The organism is Pseudomonas coronafaciens pv. oryzae str. 1_6, from assembly GCF_000156995.2.
Lineage (GTDB): Bacteria > Pseudomonadota > Gammaproteobacteria > Pseudomonadales > Pseudomonadaceae > Aquipseudomonas > Aquipseudomonas tremae.
This window is the reverse complement of sequence record NZ_CP046035.1, coordinates 2,997,330-3,018,552: the sequence shown is the minus strand read 5'-3', so window position 1 is coordinate 3,018,552 and position 21,223 is coordinate 2,997,330. Positions and strand designations below refer to the sequence as shown.

The following is a 21,223-nucleotide window of genomic DNA, read 5'->3' as shown; positions in this document are numbered from 1 at the left end:
TGACGGGTTCATCAGTAGGTCTGTGCCGCGCTGACCTGCACTGCCTTGCGCAGTGGCAACGGCAGCGGGTTGCTGTCGCGGGTGGTCAGTTTTTCGGGGTATAGCGTGATCAGGGTCTTGTCGAGCGTCAGGTTCTCGGAGTCGGTGCCCACGAGAATCTTGAACTTCCCGGCATCGACGTCCCAGCTTGCAGTCTTGTCAACGTAGTAGGCCAGCGAACGCGAGTCTATCGGCACGCTGACCGTCTTGCTCTCCCCGGGCTGCAAATAGACTTTGGTAAAGCCCTTGAGCTCTTTTTCCGGACGATCTGCAGCAGGCTTAACCGGCTGCACGTAGAGCTGCGCCACCTCGAAACCTGCCTTGTCGCCGGTGTTGGTCACGGTGAACTTGACGTCAATCGTAGCGCCTGGGGTCAAGACATTGGTCGAGAGCTTGAGGTCGCTGTAACTGAACGTGGTATAGGACAGCCCGTAACCGAACGGGTACAGCGGCTTGGCGTGCTTCTTGTCATAACCGCGATAGCCCATGTACAGGCCTTCGCTGTAGGTCATTTCAGTCAGCGCCTTGTCACCACGGTAGGCCGCCGGGTCCGGGTAAGAGGTGTAGCTCGGGTTATCCTCGATCTTCTTGTCGATCGTGACCGGCAGCTTGCCCGACGGGTTGATCTTGCCATAGAGGATTTCGGCCAGAGCCTGGCCACCTTGCTGGCCCGGGAACCAGGCTTGCAGGGAAGCGCCGACCTTGTTCGCCCAGGGCTGCATGTTGGCCACGCCGCCACCGTGCATGACGACCACGGTATTGGGGTTGGCTTTGGCCACGAAGCTGATCAGCTCTGCCTGCTGGTCTGGCAGATCGAAGCCATGGTCAGAACCTTCGCCTTCGTTTTCAGATGTGGTGCCGGTTGCCACCACGACCGCATCGTACTTCGACAGGTCCTTTGGCGGACGCAGCGACGCCCAGCTCATCTGCACGCCAGTCAGGCCGCCGAGTACCGGAATGAAATTACCCTGAATGCGCTTGTACTCCAGCTTCACGGTATAGGGTTTGCCAGCAGTCAGTGCAGCCGTTTTTCCCGAGGTGGTCAGCGCGTTCACTACGTCGCCCGAATAAGGTACGCCGTCGCTCTGCAATACCAGTTCATCGTTGACCCAGAGTTTGTAAGGGCCGTCTGCACGGACCTTGAATACCTGCGGGCCGGAAACAGTAGGCTTGATGACGCTGGTAAATCGTGCTGAAAACGCGCCGGGTGATGGGCTGAAACCGGCAACGGCCGTCGCGCCGGCACTGGTGACGTTGGTGCCGGTGGCCCAGTTCAGGTTTACGCCTGGTTCGACACGCGTCAGTGCCGGATCACCGGAAAGGCCTGTGTTGGAGTAGTACTCGGCTTTTACCCCGGAGTTGCTAATGCCGTTGTCTCCCGACGCCGGCTGATACCACGCCGAACTGGCCGGGTTCAGGCTCATTTCCGGGAGGTAGATAACGTTGTCACTGCTGGACGCCAGTTGCTGCAGGCCGCTCAGTTCGGTGACATAGCTGTTGGGTGGCGAGTTCGCAGTGCCGAAAGGCGAGGCAGGCACATCGTGCGCCCAGTTACCGATCACAGCGATCTTCGCCGAACGCGCCAAGGGCAGCAACGGCTTGCCTGTTGCGGTGTTTTCGTTGCGCAGCAGGACGATGGACTCACGCGCGGTATTCAGCGCTGCACGCATGCCGTACTCGGGGTGGTCCAGTGTCTTGGCGGTATTGAGGTTTTCCTGGAGGTCATAGCTGACAATGGCTCGCAGGTTGCGTTTGACCTTGTCATCAATCACGTTCTGAGTCAGCTGGCCGCTCCATAGGTAAGGCAGCAGGTTGGCTTCGGTAAACTGAAGGCCAGACGGCATGTCGATGTCGGTACCGGCCCACGCACCCTTGAATGCATCATGAATAGCATTGAAGTCGCTGATCACGGTTCCCTGATAACCCCATTCACCTTTGAGCACTTCGGTGATCAGGTGGTGGTTTTCGCAAGCGTAGTCGCCATTGACCTTGTTGAAACCGCACATGATGGACGCCACGTTGGCGTTTTTCACCATCGATTCGAAGCCCGGCAGATACAGTTCACGCAGGGTGCGTTCATCGACCTTGACGTCGACTGCCTGGCGATTGGCTTCCTGCTCGTTGGCCAGGTAGTGCTTGCCGCTGGCCTGAATGCCTTGCGCCTGGATGCCGTTGACGATGGCCGGTGCCAGCACCGCGCCGAGGAAAGGGTCCTCACCGCTGACATACTCAGCCGAGCGTCCGTTGTAGGGAGTGCGATACAGGTTCACGCCGGGCGAAAGCATCTGTTGGCCGCCGGAAACCCGGGTCTCGTAGGCAATCGCGAGGCCGAATTCCTTGGCCCGGTTGATGCTCCAGGTCGCTGCCAGCGCGGACTGCGACGGGTACTGGGCGCCAAAGGTGGCATTGTTGACGTGAACCCCCATCGACGAGTCGTACGCCACGGTGCCCTTGATGCCCCATTTGAGCAGGGATGGGATCATGTGCCCGTCATTGACACGTGTGAAATTAATTTTCTCGGACTGATTCATGTTGTCGAGAATAGAGCTGACGCGCGCTTCGACTTCATTGCCGGTGGCTGGCGTCACCGCCGCAAGAGCGAGGTTTGCCTGCATGACGCTGAATGTCAGCAGGCTCAGGCCCAGTGTCTGTTTGAACGCTGACAAGGCATCAATCCTTTTTTTCAGGGCAATCTGTGAATGGGGGTTGTTCATGGGCGTTGCACCTGCGCTGGCGCGTCTTCTGTGTCCACGGGTGTATCAAGCAGCGTGGAAGAGTTCTTTTGCGCGGCCGGGGTGATCTTGTCGGCGCCGGACAGCTGGGCCCTTTGCGCGTCTACCTGCACACGCACCTGTTGATCAGTGGTCGCGGAAGTTGTGTCCGCTGCAAGAGCAGCCACACTTTGCGCGCACAGAAGTACTGCGCTGAAAACAGACAGCATGGTTCTAGTCATCGATTGCATCTCGATTGAGGGGTCAAAGTTAAAAAGACAGCGGTCGCAGTCCTGCAGTGCCGGGGCGGAAATCAAGCCCGGCGTAGCGTTAGAAAGTTTGCTGGCGAGTAAAGTATTCGGAAGCCTTGAATAAAGAAATGATGTCACTTTGATATCTATAAATTTAGAGCTTGTTTTCGAGAAATCAAGCCTTGAAATAAAAGGAAATATCTGTATTTTTTGGCATAAAAAGCGTGTTTCTGTAATTTTTTTGAATTCTAAAGCTAATATTTAAGTGTTTAATGATTATTTATTGTTTTTTATAAACCTAACTGTCGTTAGGTTTAACGATCTGTTAAGCTTTGTGCTGTGAATGGAAATCCTGTTTTTTACCGTGCCATGTATTTAAAAAGTGCATGTTCACCGGGTGCCAGATCTGTGCCAGACAATAAGTAAGGTAGTGCTTTAAATATTTAAGGTTCGTCAGGTATTTTTGTCTGATTTCAGTCGGCACGTTGTCTGGATTATAAGTCTGTGTGTATTGATTCTTCATGCGAGCCACTGGGCAATACGCTGTCGTCGCTTGCCAGCGTTCGTTGTTCAAATACTTATACGGTGAGTGACTCTTTGTTTCGGACTGACCTTGCGATCTTGAAGGCCGTCAGGCGCCTTTGCGCCGGCCAGCCCCGAAAATTGACGTTCGGTCAGATCTACCGAGAGCTGGTCCGCGCCCATTCGAACCTGCCTGCAATCGATGTGTGCGTTGCAATGGTCGATACGATGGTCAGGGAAGGGCTTCTGAGGTCAGCCAGGGTTCTTGAACACGATCTCTCATTTCCCTACCCACAACACATCATCAGCGGCCTGACCGAGATCGGTGCCGCTTCCCTGGTTGAGCGTGAACAGGCTGCGGGCTTTCGTTGATACTGCCTGGGGTAACCCGCGCCTGTCCGGTCATTCGCTGTAAGGCAACGACAGGTAGTACCGACCCAGTTCGGTCAGTCTGCCTTCGTCGCTTAACAGACTGGAAAAATGCGGGTCGTGATTCATGCGCCCAGTGAACCAGGCGTATCTGAACACGTCGGCTCGTCCCTCAAGCGTGGCAACCATATCGGCCATTTGCTGCTTTTGCTTTTCCACAGAGTCAATTTGCATTCCGTCATTCAGGCTGTGCCAATTGGCGAACTCCGTGACCCATACCGGCTTCCCGTAGCGTGTCAGCCTGTCGAGCATTCCTGACATACCGTAGTCGTACCAGTGAAAGGCCAGATAGTCGACCTGAGGATCGCGATTCTGGTTCAGGGAGCGATAGGCTGCGTAGAACGCGTCGAGCCACGTCACAGGGTCGCCGTAGCCGGGCTGGGTTCCCCAGTTCATGGCCGGGCCTACCAGTTTTACCCCGGTCTGCGCTGAAATCTGTTCCAGCCTTGGCCAGAAGCGGGCAACTGCTTCGGGGCTCATGTTGGCTTGATCCATCAGATTGGGTTCGTTGATGACCAATAGATAGCGGATGGCGGGATGTGCCTGCAGATAGAGTTTCAGCTGGCCGTCATCGACGTTGTCGTTCCAGACCATCGGGATGAAGTCCACGCCATACAGTGCGGCATAGTCGTAGGACGCCAGGCGGTCGTGGGGTTTCGGGCTCCAGTTGTACCACCAGCTCAGGCCTGACGATAAAGTGCTGAGGTCGGCGGGTGACGTGATGTCGTAGGCGATACCGCGCTTGGCGCTTTTACTGGCGGCCCACGTCGAGGCGGTCGATGCGCAGAGCAGCAGCGCCAAAAGGGCATATAAGGGCAGGGTATGGAGGGTGGCCGACAGCTTGCGCAGCATCATGGGGTGTCTTCCTTGAAGTGAGGGGAGCAAACAGGCATAAACGGATTCAAGCAGCAAACATGCCAGCGCTTTCAAACCCACTCACGTTGGCATCCGCTTTATGCCCCCGCCACGTACGCTGGCCGCTCAGGGCGCAGGTCTTACCACGGATCCCCCTCTGCCTGACGCAGGTCCAGTGTGCCGCTGTCGCTGAAGCGCAGGGTGCCGAATAACCCGCCAGCCAGTTTGCCGCGCAACGTATAAGGCAGATTGTCCAGGCGCTGGCTTTGCGAAAGGCCTAGCGCCTGGCGCAAGGCGGCAAAGGCCGAGACACTGACCGGGACCACCAGCACAGCCTCGGAGAAGCGTCCTACCGTACCGTTCTGGTTGCTGACACCGGACGCCAGCAGCTTTCCATTCACGTCCAGGTCCAGTGCCACGCCGGTGTAATTGATCTCGGCATCGTTGGGGTTCTGAACACGCAGTGTGACTGCCATGCGCAGCTCCAGGCCCTGTCCGGGGATGGGTTCGATACCGACGACGTTGATCGCAAGCGGGTCTCGATGGGGCAGCAATGCACATGCACTCAGGGTGAGAACGAGCAGGCCTGAAAGCAGGGCACGGATCGGGCGTAGCGACATTGGTGGCTCCGGCATCGTGAGGGTGTTGGTCTTTCAGACCCCTTCTTGCAGAAGAGATTCGGCCTGCAGGGCGCAATCCACAGATACCCGCTAATCTGCCTGCCTTACCCGTTGCGTCCTTATCGCCGCGGGTTGATCATTTCAGCAATACCAACAAGAACAAGACTGGAGATAGCCATGTCCATAGAAAGGACGATTTCGCATCACGACCCCGTGGTCATCGTGAGTGCTGCACGCACGCCCATGGGCGGTTTTCAGGGTGACCTGCAGAGCCTCGGCGCAACCCGCCTCGGGGCAATCGCCATTCGCGCAGCCGTCGAACGGGCCGGGATCGAACCCGCCGACGTAGAGCAGGTGTTGTTTGGGTGTGTGCTGCCTGCTGGCCTGGGGCAGGCGCCTGCCCGGCAAGCGGCGCTGGGTGCGGGCCTGAGCACAGCAACGCTGTGCAGCACCGTCAACAAAATGTGCGGCTCAGGCATGCAGACAGTGATCATGGCCCATGACTTGCTGCTGGCAGGCAGCGCTAAGGTAGTGGTGGCTGGGGGCATGGAAAGCATGTCCAACGCGCCTTATCTGCTTGATCGTGCGCGCAGCGGCTATCGCATGGGGCACGGCAAGGTACTGGATCACATGTTCCTCGACGGCCTCGAAGATGCCTATGAACCCGGTCGACTGATGGGCACCTTCGCCGAGGACTGCGCTCAGCGCCACGGCTTCAGTCGTGAGGCCCAGGACGCATTCGCCTTGGCTTCACTGGCTCGTGCGCAGCGCGCCATCGCCGACGGGCACTTCGACGCCGAGATTGTTCCGGTGCAGGCCACGATGGGCAAAGAGTTCAGGTTGATCGCTCACGACGAACAGCCTCCCAAGGCTCGCCCGGAGAAGATCCCGACGCTCAAGCCAGCCTTTCGCGAGGGCGGGACCGTGACGGCGGCTAACGCCAGCTCGATCTCGGACGGCGCGGCGGCGCTGGTGCTGATGCGTCAGTCGCAAGCGCAGCAACGAGGCCTGCAGCCATTGGCTGTGTTTCATGCGCATGCCGCATTCGCGGACGAACCGGGATTGTTCCCTACCGCACCTATCGGGGCCATCCAGCGTCTGCTGAGCAAAGCGGGTTGGGCTGTAGATGATGTTGACCTGTTTGAAATCAACGAGGCCTTTGCGGTCGTGCCGCTGGTGGCAATGAGCGAGTTGGGGCTTGCCCATGAGAAAGTCAACGTCAATGGCGGCGCCTGCGCACTGGGCCACCCAATAGGCGCATCGGGTGCGCGGATTATCGTGACGCTGCTGGCCGCGCTGCAGCATCGGAATCTGCGAAGAGGCGTAGCGGCCATTTGTATTGGCGGTGGTGAGGCGACAGCTATTGCTGTTGAAATTATTTAGTTTAAATTCAACAATTTAAGAGCAATTTATGAAGTTATTTCTATAATAATTGGATTAAGTCGGTAATTTTTTAAAAAGGATATTTATCAATGATTTACGAGATGATCCTCACAGAGACTATCGAAAAGGTCGGGCTGATCACCTTGGATCGTCCCAAGGCATTGAACGCGTTGAATGCCCGGCTTATCGACGAGCTGAACCATGCGCTCGACCGCTTCGAGGCAGACCAAACCATTGGTTGCATCGTGCTGACAGGTTCGGAAAAAGCATTCGCTGCCGGAGCCGACATCAAGGAGATGGTCGAGCTTTCGTACCCGCAGATCTACCTCGATGACCTGTTCCGCGAAAGCGATCGGGTCGCAGCCCGCCGTAAACCCATTGTGGCTGCCGTGGCCGGATTTGCACTGGGTGGTGGATGTGAGCTGGCGCTGATGTGCGACTTCATTCTGGCGGCTGAAAACGCCCGTTTCGGTCAGCCTGAGATCAACTTGGGAGTGTTGCCGGGCATGGGCGGGACGCAACGTCTGACACGGGCCGTCGGCAAGGCCAAGGCGATGGAAATGTGCTTGACCGGTCGCTTGATGGACGCTCAGGAGGCCGAGCGCGCCGGGCTGGTATCCCGAGTCCTGCCGCTGGACCGGTTACTCCCGGAAGCGCTTGCGGTGGCAGCCAGCATCGCAGCGAAATCGCTGCCTGTGGCAATGATGGTCAAGGAAAGCGTCAACCGCGCGTTCGAGGTCAGTCTGGCCGAAGGTATCCGGTTCGAGCGCCGGGTATTCCATGCTGCATTTGCCAGCCATGACCAGAAAGAAGGCATGAAGGCCTTTATCGAAAAGCGCCAGCCTGGCTTCAAGGATTGTTGATCTCGATCAGGCCGCGCTCCCCCTGACCCCGGCTCTGTTCAAACCAGATGTGCAGCGGCAGGCAGTGGCCTGGGTGGATAATGCAGAGCGCCCGTGGCGTCTGGCGATACTCGTCTGCCAGGCGCCTGCACTGTTCTTCGTCCAGACCCAAATGGCCACGTTCATCGGTTCTGCCTTCGAACAGAATGTCTTCGGCGGCTACGCGCGGCAGATGCTGCAGGCCAGGCTGGTCCATTCGTACGATGTACCAGATACGGTCTGCCAACGGCTCGCCATCACGGCCCGGCTGCCCGGTCAGACGAAGGTCACCCAACGCCGGGTGCCCGGCAGAAGGCGTCGAGACCGACGTGTTGGTGACGGACGCTGTAATCGGCGTAGTGTTCGGGGCGGTTATCAGGATGTGCTGTGGAACGATGTGCAGCGTTGTCATCTGGTCGTGCAAAATCAACCCTTCATGTGTCGTGATCTGCAAGTGTTCACCACTGGCCAGACGAATGCTGTCGACAGGGGCGATGGCTGCACCGTCCAGTCTGAGACTGCAGCCTGAAGGGGCGTCAGCCGGGCCGAGTGCGGCGCAGATCACCGGGCGTTCCGGGTTATTGCCGAGATAGCGAATCAGGACGCTTGTACCTGGCGGCAGAGCATACAACTCATCGCTGGCAGCCTGAGCGGTTGGCCAGGAATGAGTTGAGCTGCCATGGCCGAGGGCTGCTTGCCAGTCGAATCTGATTGATCGAAAACCGGGTCGTTGTTCTTGGGCACTGTCACGCTGCAACGTCGCGATGTGATCGCCTGTGGCGGCAGGCCGAGGGTGTCTGAGCGAAGGGCGAAAGGGTATCGCCCACGGGATGGCCCTGAAACTGTTGCTGTAGCCATTGCCTGATGCGTGCCTTGATTCAACTGGGGCGCGTGGGTCGTTGAGGACAGCCTTCAGAATGGCTTGTGTGTCGTTGACATCGGCTCCACGCAGCACCTGCAACTGGCGTCCCGAATGAGTCACTTCGGTCAGCAGCCATTGATCGTTGAACAACGGTTCGGGGTGCTCAAGCACCTGAACGACTTCACCGCTACGCAGCGCACACAAGCGGGTCTGGCCTCTGACTTCACGTCGTTCGCAACGCAGACGCTCCAGGTTGCGAATGCCGTGCTGGCGGTCGAGCACCTCCTGGGGGCTGACAGATCCGCTATAGGTTGCAGGCACAAAAGGCTGATTGGCTGCCGGTGTGCTCATCTCCTCTGGTGAGCCCGGTGACAGTGGGCTGGCAGTCCTTCGGCTTTGGTGTTGGTAGTGCGAGGCAGGCGGTATTGCCAGTCTTTCGGCCATGTGTAAAAGCGCTGCCTCCGCCGCGTCTGTCTGCCCGTTGTGGCGGAACCTGATTGGCGCGCGCTGGATGGGAAAGCTCGCCGGGTCATCCGAAAACACCAGTACGTGGCCGCTCGGCTCATGCTCGAAGCGGAAATGAATCCCTTCTTCTTCGCACAGTCGGTACAACACGTGCAGGTCGGTTTCGTCGTACTGGACTCGCATCGGCCTGGGAGGATAAAAGCCGCTCATCAAGCCGAACCGGCAGGCGTTCGTGCCGACTGCAGGCGAGCTTAGCAACCGAGCGATCAGTTGCGGTGCCGTGACATCCTGATGAATACGGCGCCGTTGAACGAGCGCAAGTTTTCTCAGGTTCGGCATCAGCACCAGATGGTAAAGGCTGACACATGCTCCGTCGTGGATCCGGCTGATCTGGCAAACCTGGCCATGCACACCCTCGCCAAAACGTCCGTAGCTCAGAAACGCGTCGCGATGCAGCAACGCAAGGATGTCCGGATGCTCAGTACTGCTGATCAGCTTGATATCAAAGCGATAAGTTTCGTTAAGCGCGTCGCGACCCGTGAAGCCGATGACACGCAAGTCCGCCTGGCAGTCGGCAATGGCCAGCGTGATTGGCATTTGCAGGTCTTTGCACATTCGCGGGCTCTCCCACCTGTGAATTCAGGGAGCGCAGGGTACGGAAAGCCAGGCGTCAAAAGCATTGCCGTATGTTTTTTCGGAAAGGGACTACAAGCCGTGCTGCCTATTGGATGATTGCATTTCGCCAGCTCAACAGCCATCTTGGTGAGTTCGTCAGCCAAGATGGCTGTCGGGGGTTTCATCTGCGGTGATCGCGTATAAAATGCGCCGCGCCGGACAGGGTATTTTGCCGGCGACCCTTTTTCAGCGCTTTGCCAGTGCCGCGTTCTGCCAGTCATGCAGGCGCAGGCGGCGAAGCGCCTATCGAATCAAGAGAGCAGACATGGGCGCACAGTGGAAGGTCAAGCATAAAGAAGCGGCAGCCAATGCCAAGGGACGTACGTTCGGCAAACTCTCCAAGGAGATCATGATCGCGGCCCGCGCGGGTGCTGACCCGGTCATGAACTCGCGTCTGCGCCTGGTGGTCGAGCAGGCCAAGAAGGCTTCGATGCCGCGCGAAACCCTGGAACGCGCAATCAACAAAGGGGCTGGCCTGCTGGGCGAGAGCGTCAACTTCGAGCGCCTGACCTACGAAGGTTTTGCACCGCATCGCGTGCCGGTGATCGTCGAGTGCCTGACCGACAACATCAACCGCACCGTTTCCGAAATTCGCGTGCTGTTCCGCAAGGGGCAGTTGGGAGCTGCCGGTTCGGTGTCCTGGGATTTTCTCTATCAGGGCATGATCGAAGCTGTTCCTGCGAAGCCAGACGCAGATCCGGAGCTGGCAGCGATCGAGGCCGGTGCCCAGGATTTCGAGCCGGCTGAAGAGGGCGCCACGCTGTTCCTGACCGAGTCCACCGATATGGATGCGGTCTGCAAGGCGCTCCCTGAGTTCGATTTCACGGTTCAGTCCGCGCAACTGGGCTATCGTCCGAAAAGCACAGTGGATGGCTTGACCGACGAGCAGATGGCTGAAGTCGAAGCATTTCTCGAGGCTATCGACAACCATGATGACGTTCAGAACGTCTACGTGGGCCTGGCTGGCTGATCGGCTTAAGCAAGAGGGCGCTTCATGCGCCCCATGCCGTCAGTTCCCCGAGTACTTCTTCCAGCGATGGCCGTTTATCGCACGCGGGCTGTACGCAGCGCGTCTGCAGCGCCTGCAAACCCGCAATAACGGCATGCTCCTGTGGCGCGGCGTCACAACGCTCCAGCAGTTCCCCCAGCAAAATACCGAAAGCCCGCGTCTCTATACGCTCGAGCGCCTGGCCCAGCGTTGCCGAAGGGTGAAACGACGCCGCGCCGAAATCGCCCAGCAGGCAGTCACCGTCATTCTGCAAGAGAATATTGTGCCCATACAGGTCGCCGTGGGTGATACCACTTGCATGCAAATGGGCGGTCACCGAGGCGATGCCTTTGACAAGGCGCAACAGGACATCCAGCGAAAAGCGCGCATCGCTGGCGTAGACGTCCCGGCTGCAGGACTCCAGGCTCGGCGGTCCGGCAAGGTTGCTGAAGTTGGGGGCGATCAGTTCCATGACCAGACCACTTTGCCCATCTGGATGCCCGGTGATCTGCCCCAGTACCTCGATCAGGTGCCCGTGGCGCCCGGCGGCAATACAGGCGGCCATTTCATTGAGAGGGGAGCCGTCACTGGTAACACTGCCTTTGTACAGCTTGACCGCGACTGTTCGATCTTCGTTACCGGTCTGCCAGACCGCTTGCTGAATGATTCCGGAAGCGCCTTCGCCCAAGCGCTGACGCAGGCTCAAGTGCTGCCAGGGGATCTGTTGAACCGGTATGGTCGGCGGCTCGCTGCACAGCGGATTTTCGGCGTAGGCGAGCCAGGCAAGGGCGGGCAGATTCAGTAGCCATTCCGGCAATTCGCTGAGACGATTGGCGGCGATGCGGATCAGTTCCAGATTATGACAATGCCTGAGGCTGGCGGGCAGGGCGCGCAGGCGGTTGCCGGCAAGCATCAGTTTTTGCAGGTCGGCACGCTGGCCCAGCTCATCGGGCAAGGACTCGATCCGGTTGTCGGTCAGGATCAGCCAGCGCAAGCGAGGCGGCAGTGACGCCGCGCTGACCTGCCCGATGCGATTGGCCTTGAACCCGACGATGCGCAGGTTCTCGCATTGGCCAATGCTCTCCGGCAAGTGCGTGAACAGGTTGTCGGAGCCGAACAGCACTTTCAAGTGTTTGAGGCGGTGGAGGTCGTCAGGCAGCGAGGTCAGTGCATTGCCGCTGAGGTTGAGCACTTCCAGAGTGGGCGCCAGATCGAATATCTCGACGGGAAATTCGCTCAGACCACACGAGAGGTCCAGCCGTTTGATGCCTGCCAGCTTGCCGGCGCGTAGGTCTGCGAGGGTGTGCATGAATAGGTTCGGTCATTGATCGGACAAGGCGCGCATCATAACGGGAGTTTCAGCCTATGGCTGCCGGAACCTCGTTTCAGGGCAGGCAGCGGTCTACCCATTCCCGGACGCGCTCGGCTGTCGGCGCGGATTCTGAGTACAGAATCCGGTAGATCATCGGCGCGACAATGGCGTCGATGAGGTCATCGGCAGGCGGCGACACTTCTCCGCGACTGGCCGCGCGATCAATCAGGGTCTGCAATTGCTCACGGACCATCGCTGCGCATTTACCCACGCCACCGGAGGTGCTGGCAGCCACATCACGCATCAAGGCCCGACCTGGCGCCGAAGACATTTCGTCGAGATACATTTCGCTCCACGTCAACAAATCCTGACGCAGGCTGCCCTGATCGATCGGTGTGTCAGGACGCAGGCGCTCAATGGCTGCATCGGCCAACAGCGTGCTCAAGTCACCCCAGCGGCGGTAGATAGTCGAGGGTGTGACACCGGCCCTGGCGGCAATCATGGGCACACTGAGCACTGCGCGCTCGTGTTCGAGCAGCAAGTCACGAACGGCGCGGTGAATGGATTCCTGCACTCGGGCGCTGCGCCCTCCGGTGCGTACTGCATCTTTAATAGCCATACGGCGGACCTTAACACAAAGTATTTGCTTTAAGAGTTGTAGAGTCGCACACTCCGCAAAAGCTAATTTATAGCTTTAGAGATTTGTTTCAGCGGAGAGTGCAGTCATGTCCCGTTCGTCACCCCACCTGTCAGCAGCAGGCGCGCAACCTCAAGTCGGGGCAAGGGGCAATCTCGGCTTCCTGGCCTTTACCACGCTGTGTTTCTTTGCCGCGTCCAGCGCGCCTACGCCGCTTTATCATTTGTACCAGGAGGCGTGGGGTTTTTCGTCCGCTGTGCTCACACTGGTTTTTGCAGTGTATGCATTCAGCCTGCTGGCTGCATTGTTGATGGGCGGCTCCTTGTCTGATTACCTTGGACGACGCCCGGTCATCTTTGGCGCGTTGCTGTTGCAGAGCGCCTCAATGCTGCTGTTTATTTTCGCCCGTGATGTCAGTTGGCTGGTTGCTGCACGGCTGGTGCAGGGCTTCGCTACCGGTCTTGCTGCCAGCGCACTGGGTGCCGCCTTGCTCGACAGCGACCAGGCCAAAGGGCCGATGATCAACAGCATCTCCCCGATGCTGGGCATGGCGGCAGGCGCACTGGGCACGGCGCTGCTGGTGCAATGGGCGCCGCTGCCCCTCACACTGGCCTACTGTTTCTTGCTGACCGCGTTTGTGATTCAGGCCATCTACCTCGGGCGAGTCGCTGAAACGGTCAGCCGCCAGCCAGGCGTCTGGCAGTCTCTCAAGCCATCGCTGCACGTTCCGCAACAAGCGCGGCCCATGTTGTGGCTGGTGTTGCCGGTAGACATCGCGGCGTGGGCACTTGGCGGCTTTTTTCTGTCTTTGAGCCCGTCCTTGCTGGTAGCGGCAACCGGTTCGACCTCGCCACTCAATGGCGGGCTGGCAGTGGCCGCGCTGACCCTCAGCGGCGCCCTGGCAATTCTTGTATTACGCCTGCGCAACCCCGAGGCGGGATTGTGGGTAGGCGCAAGCTTTTTGCCAGTCGGGGTTGCGGTGATTTTGCTGGCAGTCAACCTCGGCATGCTGTGGCTGTTCTTCGTTGGCGCGGTGGTGGCGGGGGTCGGCTTCGGCTCGAGCTTTCTGGGTTCGCTTCGCATGCTCATGCCGATGGCACACGCCCATGAGCGCGGCGGTCTGATGTCGGCGTTTCTGGTGCTCAGCTACCTCGCGTTCTGCGTGCCGGCTCTGATAGCGGGTTATTACGCGCGTACTGCAGGCCTGGTGATGACCAGCAATGTGTACGGGGCGGTGGTAATCATACTGGCACTGCTGGCGTTGACGAGTTTGATCGTGCGACGTGCAGCGGGCAGAAGGGAAGGCGCTCGGGTTTGAACTATGGGATGTATCCGCGCAGGTGGGGTACATGCTGGTGGCGGGTTATTACTATCAGGTGTTCCGCAACAACAAAACAACGAGACCTGTCCGGGGTATAGAGGGGCATTTCTTCTGTACAAGGAAAGATGAAAAAGTGGCGCGATGCAGTTGTCCGGAACTGCGACTGGCCTGAGTCTGATGCCCGTGACAAAGACAAGGGCCGCGAAGGCCCTCATCATCATGTTGTCAATCAGTCCAGCCAAGACTCTACAGTGTCGGAGCCGTGTTTAGCCTTCCACTCTTTCAGGGTTTTATGATTGCCACCTTTGGTTTCCACTACCTCACCGGTGTGAGGGTTCTTGTAAACCTTGAGCGCGCGCGCCTTGCGGGTCGACTTCACGGGCGTGCCGGAAGCCTTGCCAGGCTTCGAGTTCGATGGATGATCAAGAATTGCAATAACGTCTTTCAGGCTTTTGCTGTATTCACCCAGAAGTTCGCGCAATTTGGCTTCAAACTCGATTTCCTGCTCAAGGCCCTTATCGCCTTTCATCGCTTCCAGCGCAGCAATTTGGTCGGCCAAGTGACGTTCGAGTTGGCGGTATTCAGCGAGTTTTGACATGTGTGCTCCAAGCAATTGCTAAGTGTGATGTGTTTTTTATCCTGCCCCGAAACGCTTGAAGAGGGCAGGAAGAGTGTTGAATAGTCATCCCTTGAACTGACTGTCACCGGGATAAAGAAGTTCGAACTAATGCACAATGCATTGTCCGACATGTTTGCGTGTTCAGCCGCTTTTTGAAGCGGGAACAATTTTCAACGCAAGTCCTTGACCATGTCAGCCAGTACATTAAGCACGTCACTGGCCAGTTGTGCCGAGCGTTTGCCTGACCATCCGGCGATCGGGTCCGGGGCGTTATCGTGGTCTTTGAACGGCATTTCCAGCGTCAGCGCCAGGCATTTATAACGCTCGCCCACGGCGTTAGCCGCCAGGTTCAGGTTGGCCTGGCCTTTGGCACTGCGCGGGTAACCATGGGCAGTCTGGAAGTCCACGGTAACTTCACACAGTTGGCGGCGGAAGCGCTCTTCAAGCTGCTGCTGATGAGGGGTGTATCCAGGGTTGCCTTCACAGGCAGCCGTGAACACATAGGGGATTTCCTCGTCACCGTGGACGTCGAGGAACATGTCCACGCCGTACTTTTCCATTTGCTGTCTGGCAAAGAAGACCTCCGGGCTCTGCTCTTCAGTACTGTCCTGCCAGGCGCGGTTGAGGTCTTTCCCATTGGCATTAGTGCGCAAGTGGCCATGGAAGGCACCGTCCGGGTTCATGTTCGGGATCAGATACAGATCGGCGTGGTTCAGCAGGTGTTGCAAAGCTGCATCGTCGCGTTGCTGAAGGCGCTCGATCACGCCTTCCATGAACCATTCGGCCATGTGCTCGCCGGGATGTTGTTGAGCGATTATCCAGATGTTGCGTTTGCCCTCGGCACCGTCTCCTTTGCGCAGAAGCTGGAGGTCACGGCCTTCGACACTTTTGCCAGTGGCCAGCAATTGCATGCCTGCCTGCTCTTGTGCCTGCAGGATCAGCCGGTGATGGCGTTCGCGGCTGTAGGGTTCGAAATAGGCAAACCAGACGTGCTGCTGTTCGGCAGCAAGGCTGAAATCGAGCGCCTTGCCATCAAAGCCGGAGGGCACGCGAAACCAGTTCTGATGGTCGTAGGACGCCACAGCGTTATAGCCGGTCCAGGCCCTGTTGAACGTGGACTCGCTGGCATTGGACAGGCTGAAACCATACGTCTCGCCAATCGCCAGGCCATCGACCTTGAAGTGAAACCACTGAAAATGAGCACTTTGGGTATCGGGCCGAATGGCCAGTCTGATTCGCGTCGGGTCGCTTGCGTCCAGTACCTGAATATTGCCGCTGTCGAAATCTGCGCTGATAGTGAGGGTCACAATGTGTTCCTGGGTACGTTAGTGCCATGTCAGGCCGTTACTGTACACCGATCGACATTGTGCTCCACGACGTAAAGTTCATGCGCCGCGACGTAAGTTTCATTGCAACGGTCATACGGCTTCAGGAAATGGCTTCTGCTGTGACCATAAGGCTGCAAATGAAGGCTGTCAGCACGCACCAGACCAGATACGCATGACGCTTGCGTCTATGCCAGCCTGACGCGCCAAGCAACGAGGCGGGCGCCTGCAAAAGGCGCCAGACGCGTTCGCTGTTCTGAAATGCAGACAGGTGCCTGGCATCGGCATCAAGCCAGTGACGAAATTCGATACGTTCGCTGGCCGTGGCCGCCGGGCTTTGCAAGTGGACGTACCAGCGGCTTGCCTGATCCTGAATGACCTGGTCGGCGTCGGGCAAGTGCGTGTGCGCCTTGCCCATTGCTCTGAGCATGGCACGCTCGACGCGTGCCACATCGATCTCCATGAAGCGGGCAATGTCCGCATAGGACCAGCCGTCCAGGCGACTGAGCAGAAATATCTGTCGGCTGCGGCGTGAAAGCTTGCCCAGTTTCTGGCCGAGTTCAACTGTCTCAGGCGTTGGCTGCATGCCAGCTGGCAGGTGCAGTAGAGAAGAGAGCTGACTACTCATGATATTTCGGTCGCTGATCTTCCATGGGAATTCTTCCTTGAGCCGTCGGGACATCCGTAACGAGAATAGACTAGTTTATTCGAGAATCATTCTCAATTGAAAAATTGCAGCATTCACTTTTTATGTGCGAATCCTGCCATTTTCAGGGCCTTGGACATGGCCGAAGGGCAGGTTGCTTTGCTATGATGCGTTCCATCGCAGCATGCACATGCAGCCCCCGACTTCATTAGCCTGAAGCAGCGGTAACATTAAAAGAAAGAACCAAAAAAAGACCCGGCTAATAAAGCCGGGTCAAAAACCGTGATTAGCCTGATGAGGAGATAATCCGGAAGCCGACCTAAGACTTCCAGGTTATCAAGCAGTTCTCGCGAACCGCTGAAGCAATAATAATCATTATCATTTGAAAATCAAATGTTTTTATTGCCCTCATCGAAAAAAATTATCCGCCGGCGCTCGTCTGGCGGATTTTCCCATCCCTGAAATCGCCGTCTCCCTCAGTCCAATGGCAATTCCGTGGTGCGTTTCACCGTACTCATGGCGATGTTGGAATGTGCTTCATGCACGTGGGGGAGTTGCAGCAGATGATCACGTAAAAAGCGCTCGTAGCTGGCAATGTCATGCGCCACCACCTTGAGCATGAAATCCATCCCGCCCGCCATGGTGTAGCACTCCAGTACCTCGGGGTGGCCGATGATTGCCTCTTCGAACTCGGCCAGATACCGCCGGCCATGTCCTGAAAGCTTGACCTCGACGAAGACGGTCATGCTAAGCCCGAGTTTTCGGGTGCTGAGCAAGGCGACGGTGCGCTCGATCACCCCGTCCTCCTGAAGCCGGTGGATGCGCCGCCAGCAGGGCGACTGGGACAGTTCTACGCGTTCTGCTATCTCTGCCGCAGACAGATTGGCGTCATGCTGCAACAGACGGAGAATCTTTCGATCGATGGGGCTCAATTTCAGCTGCATGAATTGACCTTGTTTTTTGTTCTTGTCGAAAAAGGCATGCGCAATATCAGCAGATTTGCACGCATTTAGAAAGAAAAAGCCGCTTTGCTACAGGCAGTCTAGTGACAAGGCTGCCGGGCAGGACCGTCCCGGTGCAAAAGGCCTGTTCCCTATAAGAACAAGACTAGAACAAGAGAGGTACGCGCATGTCCCTGGCTGATATTCGTCTGGATGATAAATACCGGCTTGCCACTGGCAATCTGTATCTGACAGGCACTCAGGCGCTTACCCGCCTGCCGATGCTGCAAAAGCAGCGCGACGAGGCGCAAGGCCTTGATACTGCGGGCTTCATCTCCGGTTATCGTGGTTCGCCGCTGGGCAATCTGGACAAAAGCCTGTGGGATGCCAAGGATTATCTGCAGCAGAACGCCATCCACTTTCAGCCCGGGATCAATGAAGAGTTGGCGGCCACGGCGGTGTGGGGCAGCCAGCAGGTCAATCTGTTCCCGCATGGCAAGTACGATGGCGTGTTTGCGCTGTGGTACGGCAAGGGACCTGGGGTAGACCGCTGTGGTGACGTGTTTAAACATGGCAACTCTGCAGGCGTGGCAGCTAAAGGCGGCGTACTGATCCTTGCGGGCGACGATCATGGCTGCAAATCCTCGACCATCGCGCATCAGAGCGAACACGCATTCATTGCCTCCATGATCCCCGTGCTCAACCCGAGCAATGTCCAGGAAATTCTCGATTACGGGATTATCGGCTGGGAACTGTCGCGTTACAGCGGGTGCTGGGTGGCGATGAAGACGATCGCCGAGAACGTTGACTCGTCGGCAGTGGTTGAGGTTGATCCACTACGGGTCAAGACCCGGATCCCTGATGACTTCGAACTGCCCGAAGGCGGGCTGCACATCCGCTGGCCGGACCCGCCCTTGGCACAGGAAGCGCGACTCAATACTTACAAGATCTATGCTGCGAGGGCTTTTGCCAGGGCCAATCAGCTCAACAAGGTGGTCATGGATTCGGCGCAGCCGAGGCTGGGGATCATCACCACTGGAAAATCCTACCTCGACGTGCGTCAGGCGCTTGAAGAGCTGGGCATTGATCAGCAATTGTGTGACAGGGTCGGTATTCGGGTGCTCAAGGTAGGTATGAGCTGGCCGCTCGAGCCGGTCTCTGTCCATGACTTTGCCGAGGGGCTGGAAGAGATTCTGGTGGTCGAGGAAAAACGCAGTGTCATCGAGGACCAACTGACCGGCCAGCTTTACAACTGGCCAGTGGATCGCCGCCCGGTGGTGGTGGGTGAATTCGATGAGCAGGGCCGTTCGCTGCTGCCGAACCTCAGTGAACTGACGCCAGCGATGATTGCCCGGGTGATCGCCAAGCGGCTGGCACCGTTCTACAGCAGCCCGCAGATCGAGGCACGCCTGCAGTTTCTCAGCGAGAAGGAAAGGGCGCTTCAGGCTCCGCTGTTCAACACCCAGCGCACCCCGCATTTCTGCTCGGGCTGCCCGCACAATACCTCGACCCGTGTGCCGGAGGGCAGTCGCGCACTGGCCGGGATCGGTTGTCACTACATGACTATCTGGATGGATCGCGAAACCGATACGTTCACCCAGATGGGCGGCGAAGGCGTGACCTGGATCGGCCAGGCACCGTTTACCGAAACGCCTCACGTGTTTCAGAACCTGGGCGACGGTACTTATTTCCACTCCGGTCACCTGGCGGTGCGTGCTGCTGTGGCTTCAAAGGTCAACATCACTTACAAGATTCTCTACAACGACGCTGTGGCCATGACGGGTGGCCAGCCGATTGATGGAGTTCTGCGTGTCGATCAACTGAGCCGTCAGGTGTTCAACGAAGGTGTGCAACGCATCGCGCTGGTCTCCGACGATCCGGACAAGTATCCCGACCGTGCCGGCTTTGCGCCGATCACCACGTTTCATCACCGACGCGACCTGGACAGCGTGCAGCGTGAACTTCGGGAGTTCAAAGGTGTGTCCGTGATCATCTACGACCAGACCTGCGCCACCGAAAAACGTCGCCGTCGCAAGCGTGGCACGATGCCTGATCTGGAGAAACGTGCCTTGATCAACGCGGCCGTGTGCGAGGGTTGTGGCGACTGCGGGGTTAAGTCCGGCTGCCTGTCGGTCCTGCCCAAAGAGACCGCCCAAGGGCGCAAACGGGAAATCGATCAGAGCGCCTGCAACAAGGATTTCAGCTGCGTCGAGGGTTTCTGTCCGAGCTTCGTCACCGTGCATGGCGGCAAATTGCGCAAGCCGGTACTGCCAAAGCAGGTCGAGGCGTTCGCGCTTCTGCCGGAGCCTGTACTGCCGTCACTGGAACGGCCGTTCAATATTCTGCTGCCCGGCGTCGGCGGGACCGGTGTAACCACCGTCGGGGCGATGCTTGGTTATGCCGCCAACCTGGAAGGCAAGGGTTGCAGTGTGCTGGATCAGGCCGGACTGGCGCAGAAATTCGGCCCGGTTGTCAGTCATATCCGCATTGCTGCGCGTCAGCAGGACCTGTTCGCGGTGCGCATCGCCGCCGGAGAAGCGCACCTGTTACTGGGCTGCGATCTGCTGGTGGCCGCAGGCCCGGACGCTATCGCCAAGCTCGACAGCAGGATCTCGCATGCGGTCATCAACAGCCAGCAGACGCCAACTGCTGAATTCACGCGCAACCCCGACGCCGTATTCCCGGCCGAGGCGATGAAGCAGACGATTATTGACGCTGTCGGCGCCGACAAGACCCACTTTGTCGAAGCCACTTCACTGGCGACCCGTTTGATGGGCGATAGCATCGCCAGCAACCTGTTCATGCTGGGTTATGCCTTCCAGCTGGGGCTTATTCCCCTGACCTCGGCAGCCATCGAAAAGGCCATCGAACTCAATGGTGTGGCGGTCAACCTCAATCAACAGGCGTTTCTCTGGGGGCGCCGCACTGCGCATGACCCTGCCGCCGTCGAAGCGTTCGTCAACCCGCAGCCGCAGGTCAGCGAACCGCAGCAGATGAATCTTGAACAGCGTATTCAAGGCAATGTCGATGCGTTGACCCTCTACCAGAACAGCGCTTATGCCATGCGTTACCTGGAAGGGGTGCAGCGTGTCCGCGAGGTCGAATCACGCCTGTTTCCCGATCAGCCGCCGATGCTGACCGAGGCGGTGGCGTTCAACTACTTTAAGCTGCTTGCTTATAAGGATGAATACGAAGTCGCGCGCCTTTACAGCAACGGCGACTTCACTCGCCAGCTGGAAGCGCAATTCGAAGGTAATTACCGGCTGGAGTTTCATCTGGCGCCCTCCTGGCTGGCCAAACGCGACCCACACAACGGCCAGCAGCGCAAACGAAGCTTCGGCCCGTGGATGTTGCGCGCCTTCGACGTGCTGGCGACTTTCAAATTCCTCCGCGGTACGGCGCTCGATCCTTTCGGGCGCAGCCTGGAGCGCAAGCAGGAAAGGCAACTGATCGATCGTTATGTCAGTGACATCGAGCTGATTGCTCAGCACCTCCAGGCGCACAATTGCCACACAGCGTTGAGCCTGGCGCGTCTGCCAGAGAAAATCCGTGGTTACGGCCACGTCAAGGAAAGCGCCATGAAAGCCGCTGCGTTGCAAGCTGATATCCTGCGCAAAAGCCTGGAAAGCGGGGAAGTGATAGCGCCGAAACTCTATGAGGTGGCTGCCTGATCGGGTAGGCGCTGTCGGGTAGATTTGAGTGTTTGCGGGAGCTGCCGAGGCGGCGCTCCCGCAAAAGCTT

Annotated in this window: 17 protein-coding genes; 6 read left to right on the top strand and 11 right to left on the bottom strand. The window is 58.0% G+C overall.

Going from position 1 to position 21,223, the window contains the following annotated elements:
* Positions 1–11: 11 nt before the first annotated feature.
* Both POR16_RS13610 and POR16_RS13605 read right to left on the bottom strand, forming a co-directional pair.
* On the bottom strand, positions 12–2,753 hold the full coding sequence (locus POR16_RS13610; RefSeq protein ID WP_162010098.1) for a glycoside hydrolase family 3 protein: 2,742 nt from the start codon (positions 2,751–2,753) through the stop codon (positions 12–14).
* On the bottom strand, positions 2,750–2,980 hold the full coding sequence (locus POR16_RS13605; RefSeq protein ID WP_005894064.1) for a hypothetical protein: 231 nt from the start codon (positions 2,978–2,980) through the stop codon (positions 2,750–2,752). The genes POR16_RS13610 and POR16_RS13605 overlap by 4 nt, the downstream gene beginning before the upstream one ends.
* Positions 2,981–3,598: 618 nt before the next feature.
* Here POR16_RS13605 and POR16_RS13600 point away from each other — a divergent pair.
* A complete protein-coding gene (locus POR16_RS13600) occupies positions 3,599–3,895 on the top strand; it encodes a hypothetical protein (RefSeq protein ID WP_005894067.1) in 297 nt (98 codons plus the stop codon).
* Positions 3,896–3,925: 30 nt separating this feature from the next.
* On the opposite strand, the gene POR16_RS13595 is transcribed toward POR16_RS13600, so the two are convergent.
* Together POR16_RS13595 and POR16_RS13590 are read right to left on the bottom strand one after the other, a co-directional pair.
* Complete coding sequence (locus POR16_RS13595; protein WP_005894070.1) at positions 3,926–4,807, bottom strand: glycoside hydrolase family protein; 882 nt, start codon at positions 4,805–4,807, stop codon at positions 3,926–3,928.
* A gap of 140 nt (positions 4,808–4,947) precedes the next feature.
* Positions 4,948–5,427 carry an LEA/WHy family protein gene (locus tag POR16_RS13590; RefSeq protein ID WP_055004536.1) on the bottom strand — a complete coding sequence of 160 codons (480 nt, stop codon included), beginning with the start codon at positions 5,425–5,427 and terminating at the stop codon, positions 4,948–4,950.
* A gap of 177 nt (positions 5,428–5,604) precedes the next feature.
* Here POR16_RS13590 and POR16_RS13585 point away from each other — a divergent pair, with 177 nt between their 5' ends.
* Together POR16_RS13585 and POR16_RS13580 are read left to right on the top strand one after the other, a co-directional pair.
* A complete protein-coding gene (locus POR16_RS13585) occupies positions 5,605–6,810 on the top strand; it encodes an acetyl-CoA C-acyltransferase (RefSeq protein ID WP_122381170.1) in 1,206 nt (401 codons plus the stop codon).
* Positions 6,811–6,899: 89 nt separating this feature from the next.
* Positions 6,900–7,673 carry an enoyl-CoA hydratase gene (locus tag POR16_RS13580; protein WP_024691182.1) on the top strand — a complete coding sequence of 258 codons (774 nt, stop codon included), beginning with the start codon at positions 6,900–6,902 and terminating at the stop codon, positions 7,671–7,673.
* Here POR16_RS13580 and POR16_RS13575 read toward each other — a convergent pair.
* Entirely contained in the window at positions 7,660–9,615 is a 1,956-nt protein-coding gene (locus tag POR16_RS13575; protein ID WP_162010097.1) for a type VI secretion system Vgr family protein, read from the bottom strand. The two genes, POR16_RS13580 and POR16_RS13575, sit on opposite strands and share 14 nt — an antisense overlap.
* A gap of 343 nt (positions 9,616–9,958) precedes the next feature.
* On the opposite strand from POR16_RS13575, the gene POR16_RS13570 reads away from it, so the two are divergent.
* Complete coding sequence (locus tag POR16_RS13570; protein WP_005894082.1) at positions 9,959–10,663, top strand: YebC/PmpR family DNA-binding transcriptional regulator; 705 nt, start codon at positions 9,959–9,961, stop codon at positions 10,661–10,663.
* Between the two features lie 22 nt (positions 10,664–10,685).
* Here POR16_RS13570 and POR16_RS13565 read toward each other — a convergent pair whose 3' ends face one another.
* Together POR16_RS13565 and POR16_RS13560 are read right to left on the bottom strand one after the other, a co-directional pair.
* Complete coding sequence (locus POR16_RS13565; protein ID WP_024691180.1) at positions 10,686–11,990, bottom strand: leucine-rich repeat-containing protein kinase family protein; 1,305 nt, start codon at positions 11,988–11,990, stop codon at positions 10,686–10,688.
* Positions 11,991–12,066: 76 nt separating this feature from the next.
* Positions 12,067–12,612 carry a TetR/AcrR family transcriptional regulator gene (locus POR16_RS13560; RefSeq protein ID WP_005894087.1) on the bottom strand — a complete coding sequence of 182 codons (546 nt, stop codon included), beginning with the start codon at positions 12,610–12,612 and terminating at the stop codon, positions 12,067–12,069.
* A gap of 106 nt (positions 12,613–12,718) precedes the next feature.
* Between POR16_RS13560 and POR16_RS13555 the strand changes: the two genes are divergently transcribed.
* Positions 12,719–13,948 (top strand): MFS transporter, encoded by a 1,230-nt coding sequence (locus POR16_RS13555; RefSeq protein WP_024669377.1) that lies wholly within the window; start codon positions 12,719–12,721, stop codon positions 13,946–13,948.
* A 232-nt stretch (positions 13,949–14,180) separates the two neighbouring features.
* Here POR16_RS13555 and POR16_RS13550 read toward each other — a convergent pair whose 3' ends face one another.
* From POR16_RS13550 to POR16_RS13535, 4 genes are all read right to left on the bottom strand, one after another.
* On the bottom strand, positions 14,181–14,549 hold the full coding sequence (locus POR16_RS13550; RefSeq protein ID WP_005894093.1) for a histone-like nucleoid-structuring protein, MvaT/MvaU family: 369 nt from the start codon (positions 14,547–14,549) through the stop codon (positions 14,181–14,183).
* Positions 14,550–14,740: 191 nt separating this feature from the next.
* On the bottom strand, positions 14,741–15,877 hold the full coding sequence (locus POR16_RS13545) for a M14 family metallopeptidase (protein WP_005894094.1): 1,137 nt from the start codon (positions 15,875–15,877) through the stop codon (positions 14,741–14,743).
* A 121-nt stretch (positions 15,878–15,998) separates the two neighbouring features.
* The gene (locus tag POR16_RS13540; RefSeq protein WP_024669374.1) at positions 15,999–16,523 is read right to left on the bottom strand and encodes a sigma factor-like helix-turn-helix DNA-binding protein; all 525 of its coding nucleotides are present in this window, start codon (positions 16,521–16,523) and stop codon (positions 15,999–16,001) included.
* 494 nt (positions 16,524–17,017) lie between these two features.
* A complete protein-coding gene (locus tag POR16_RS13535) occupies positions 17,018–17,485 on the bottom strand; it encodes an Lrp/AsnC family transcriptional regulator (RefSeq protein ID WP_005894096.1) in 468 nt (155 codons plus the stop codon).
* 185 nt (positions 17,486–17,670) lie between these two features.
* Between POR16_RS13535 and POR16_RS13530 the strand changes: the two genes are divergently transcribed.
* Positions 17,671–21,153, top strand: coding sequence for an indolepyruvate ferredoxin oxidoreductase family protein (locus POR16_RS13530; RefSeq protein WP_122381169.1), 3,483 nt, complete (start codon positions 17,671–17,673; stop codon positions 21,151–21,153).
* Positions 21,154–21,223 lie beyond the last annotated feature (70 nt).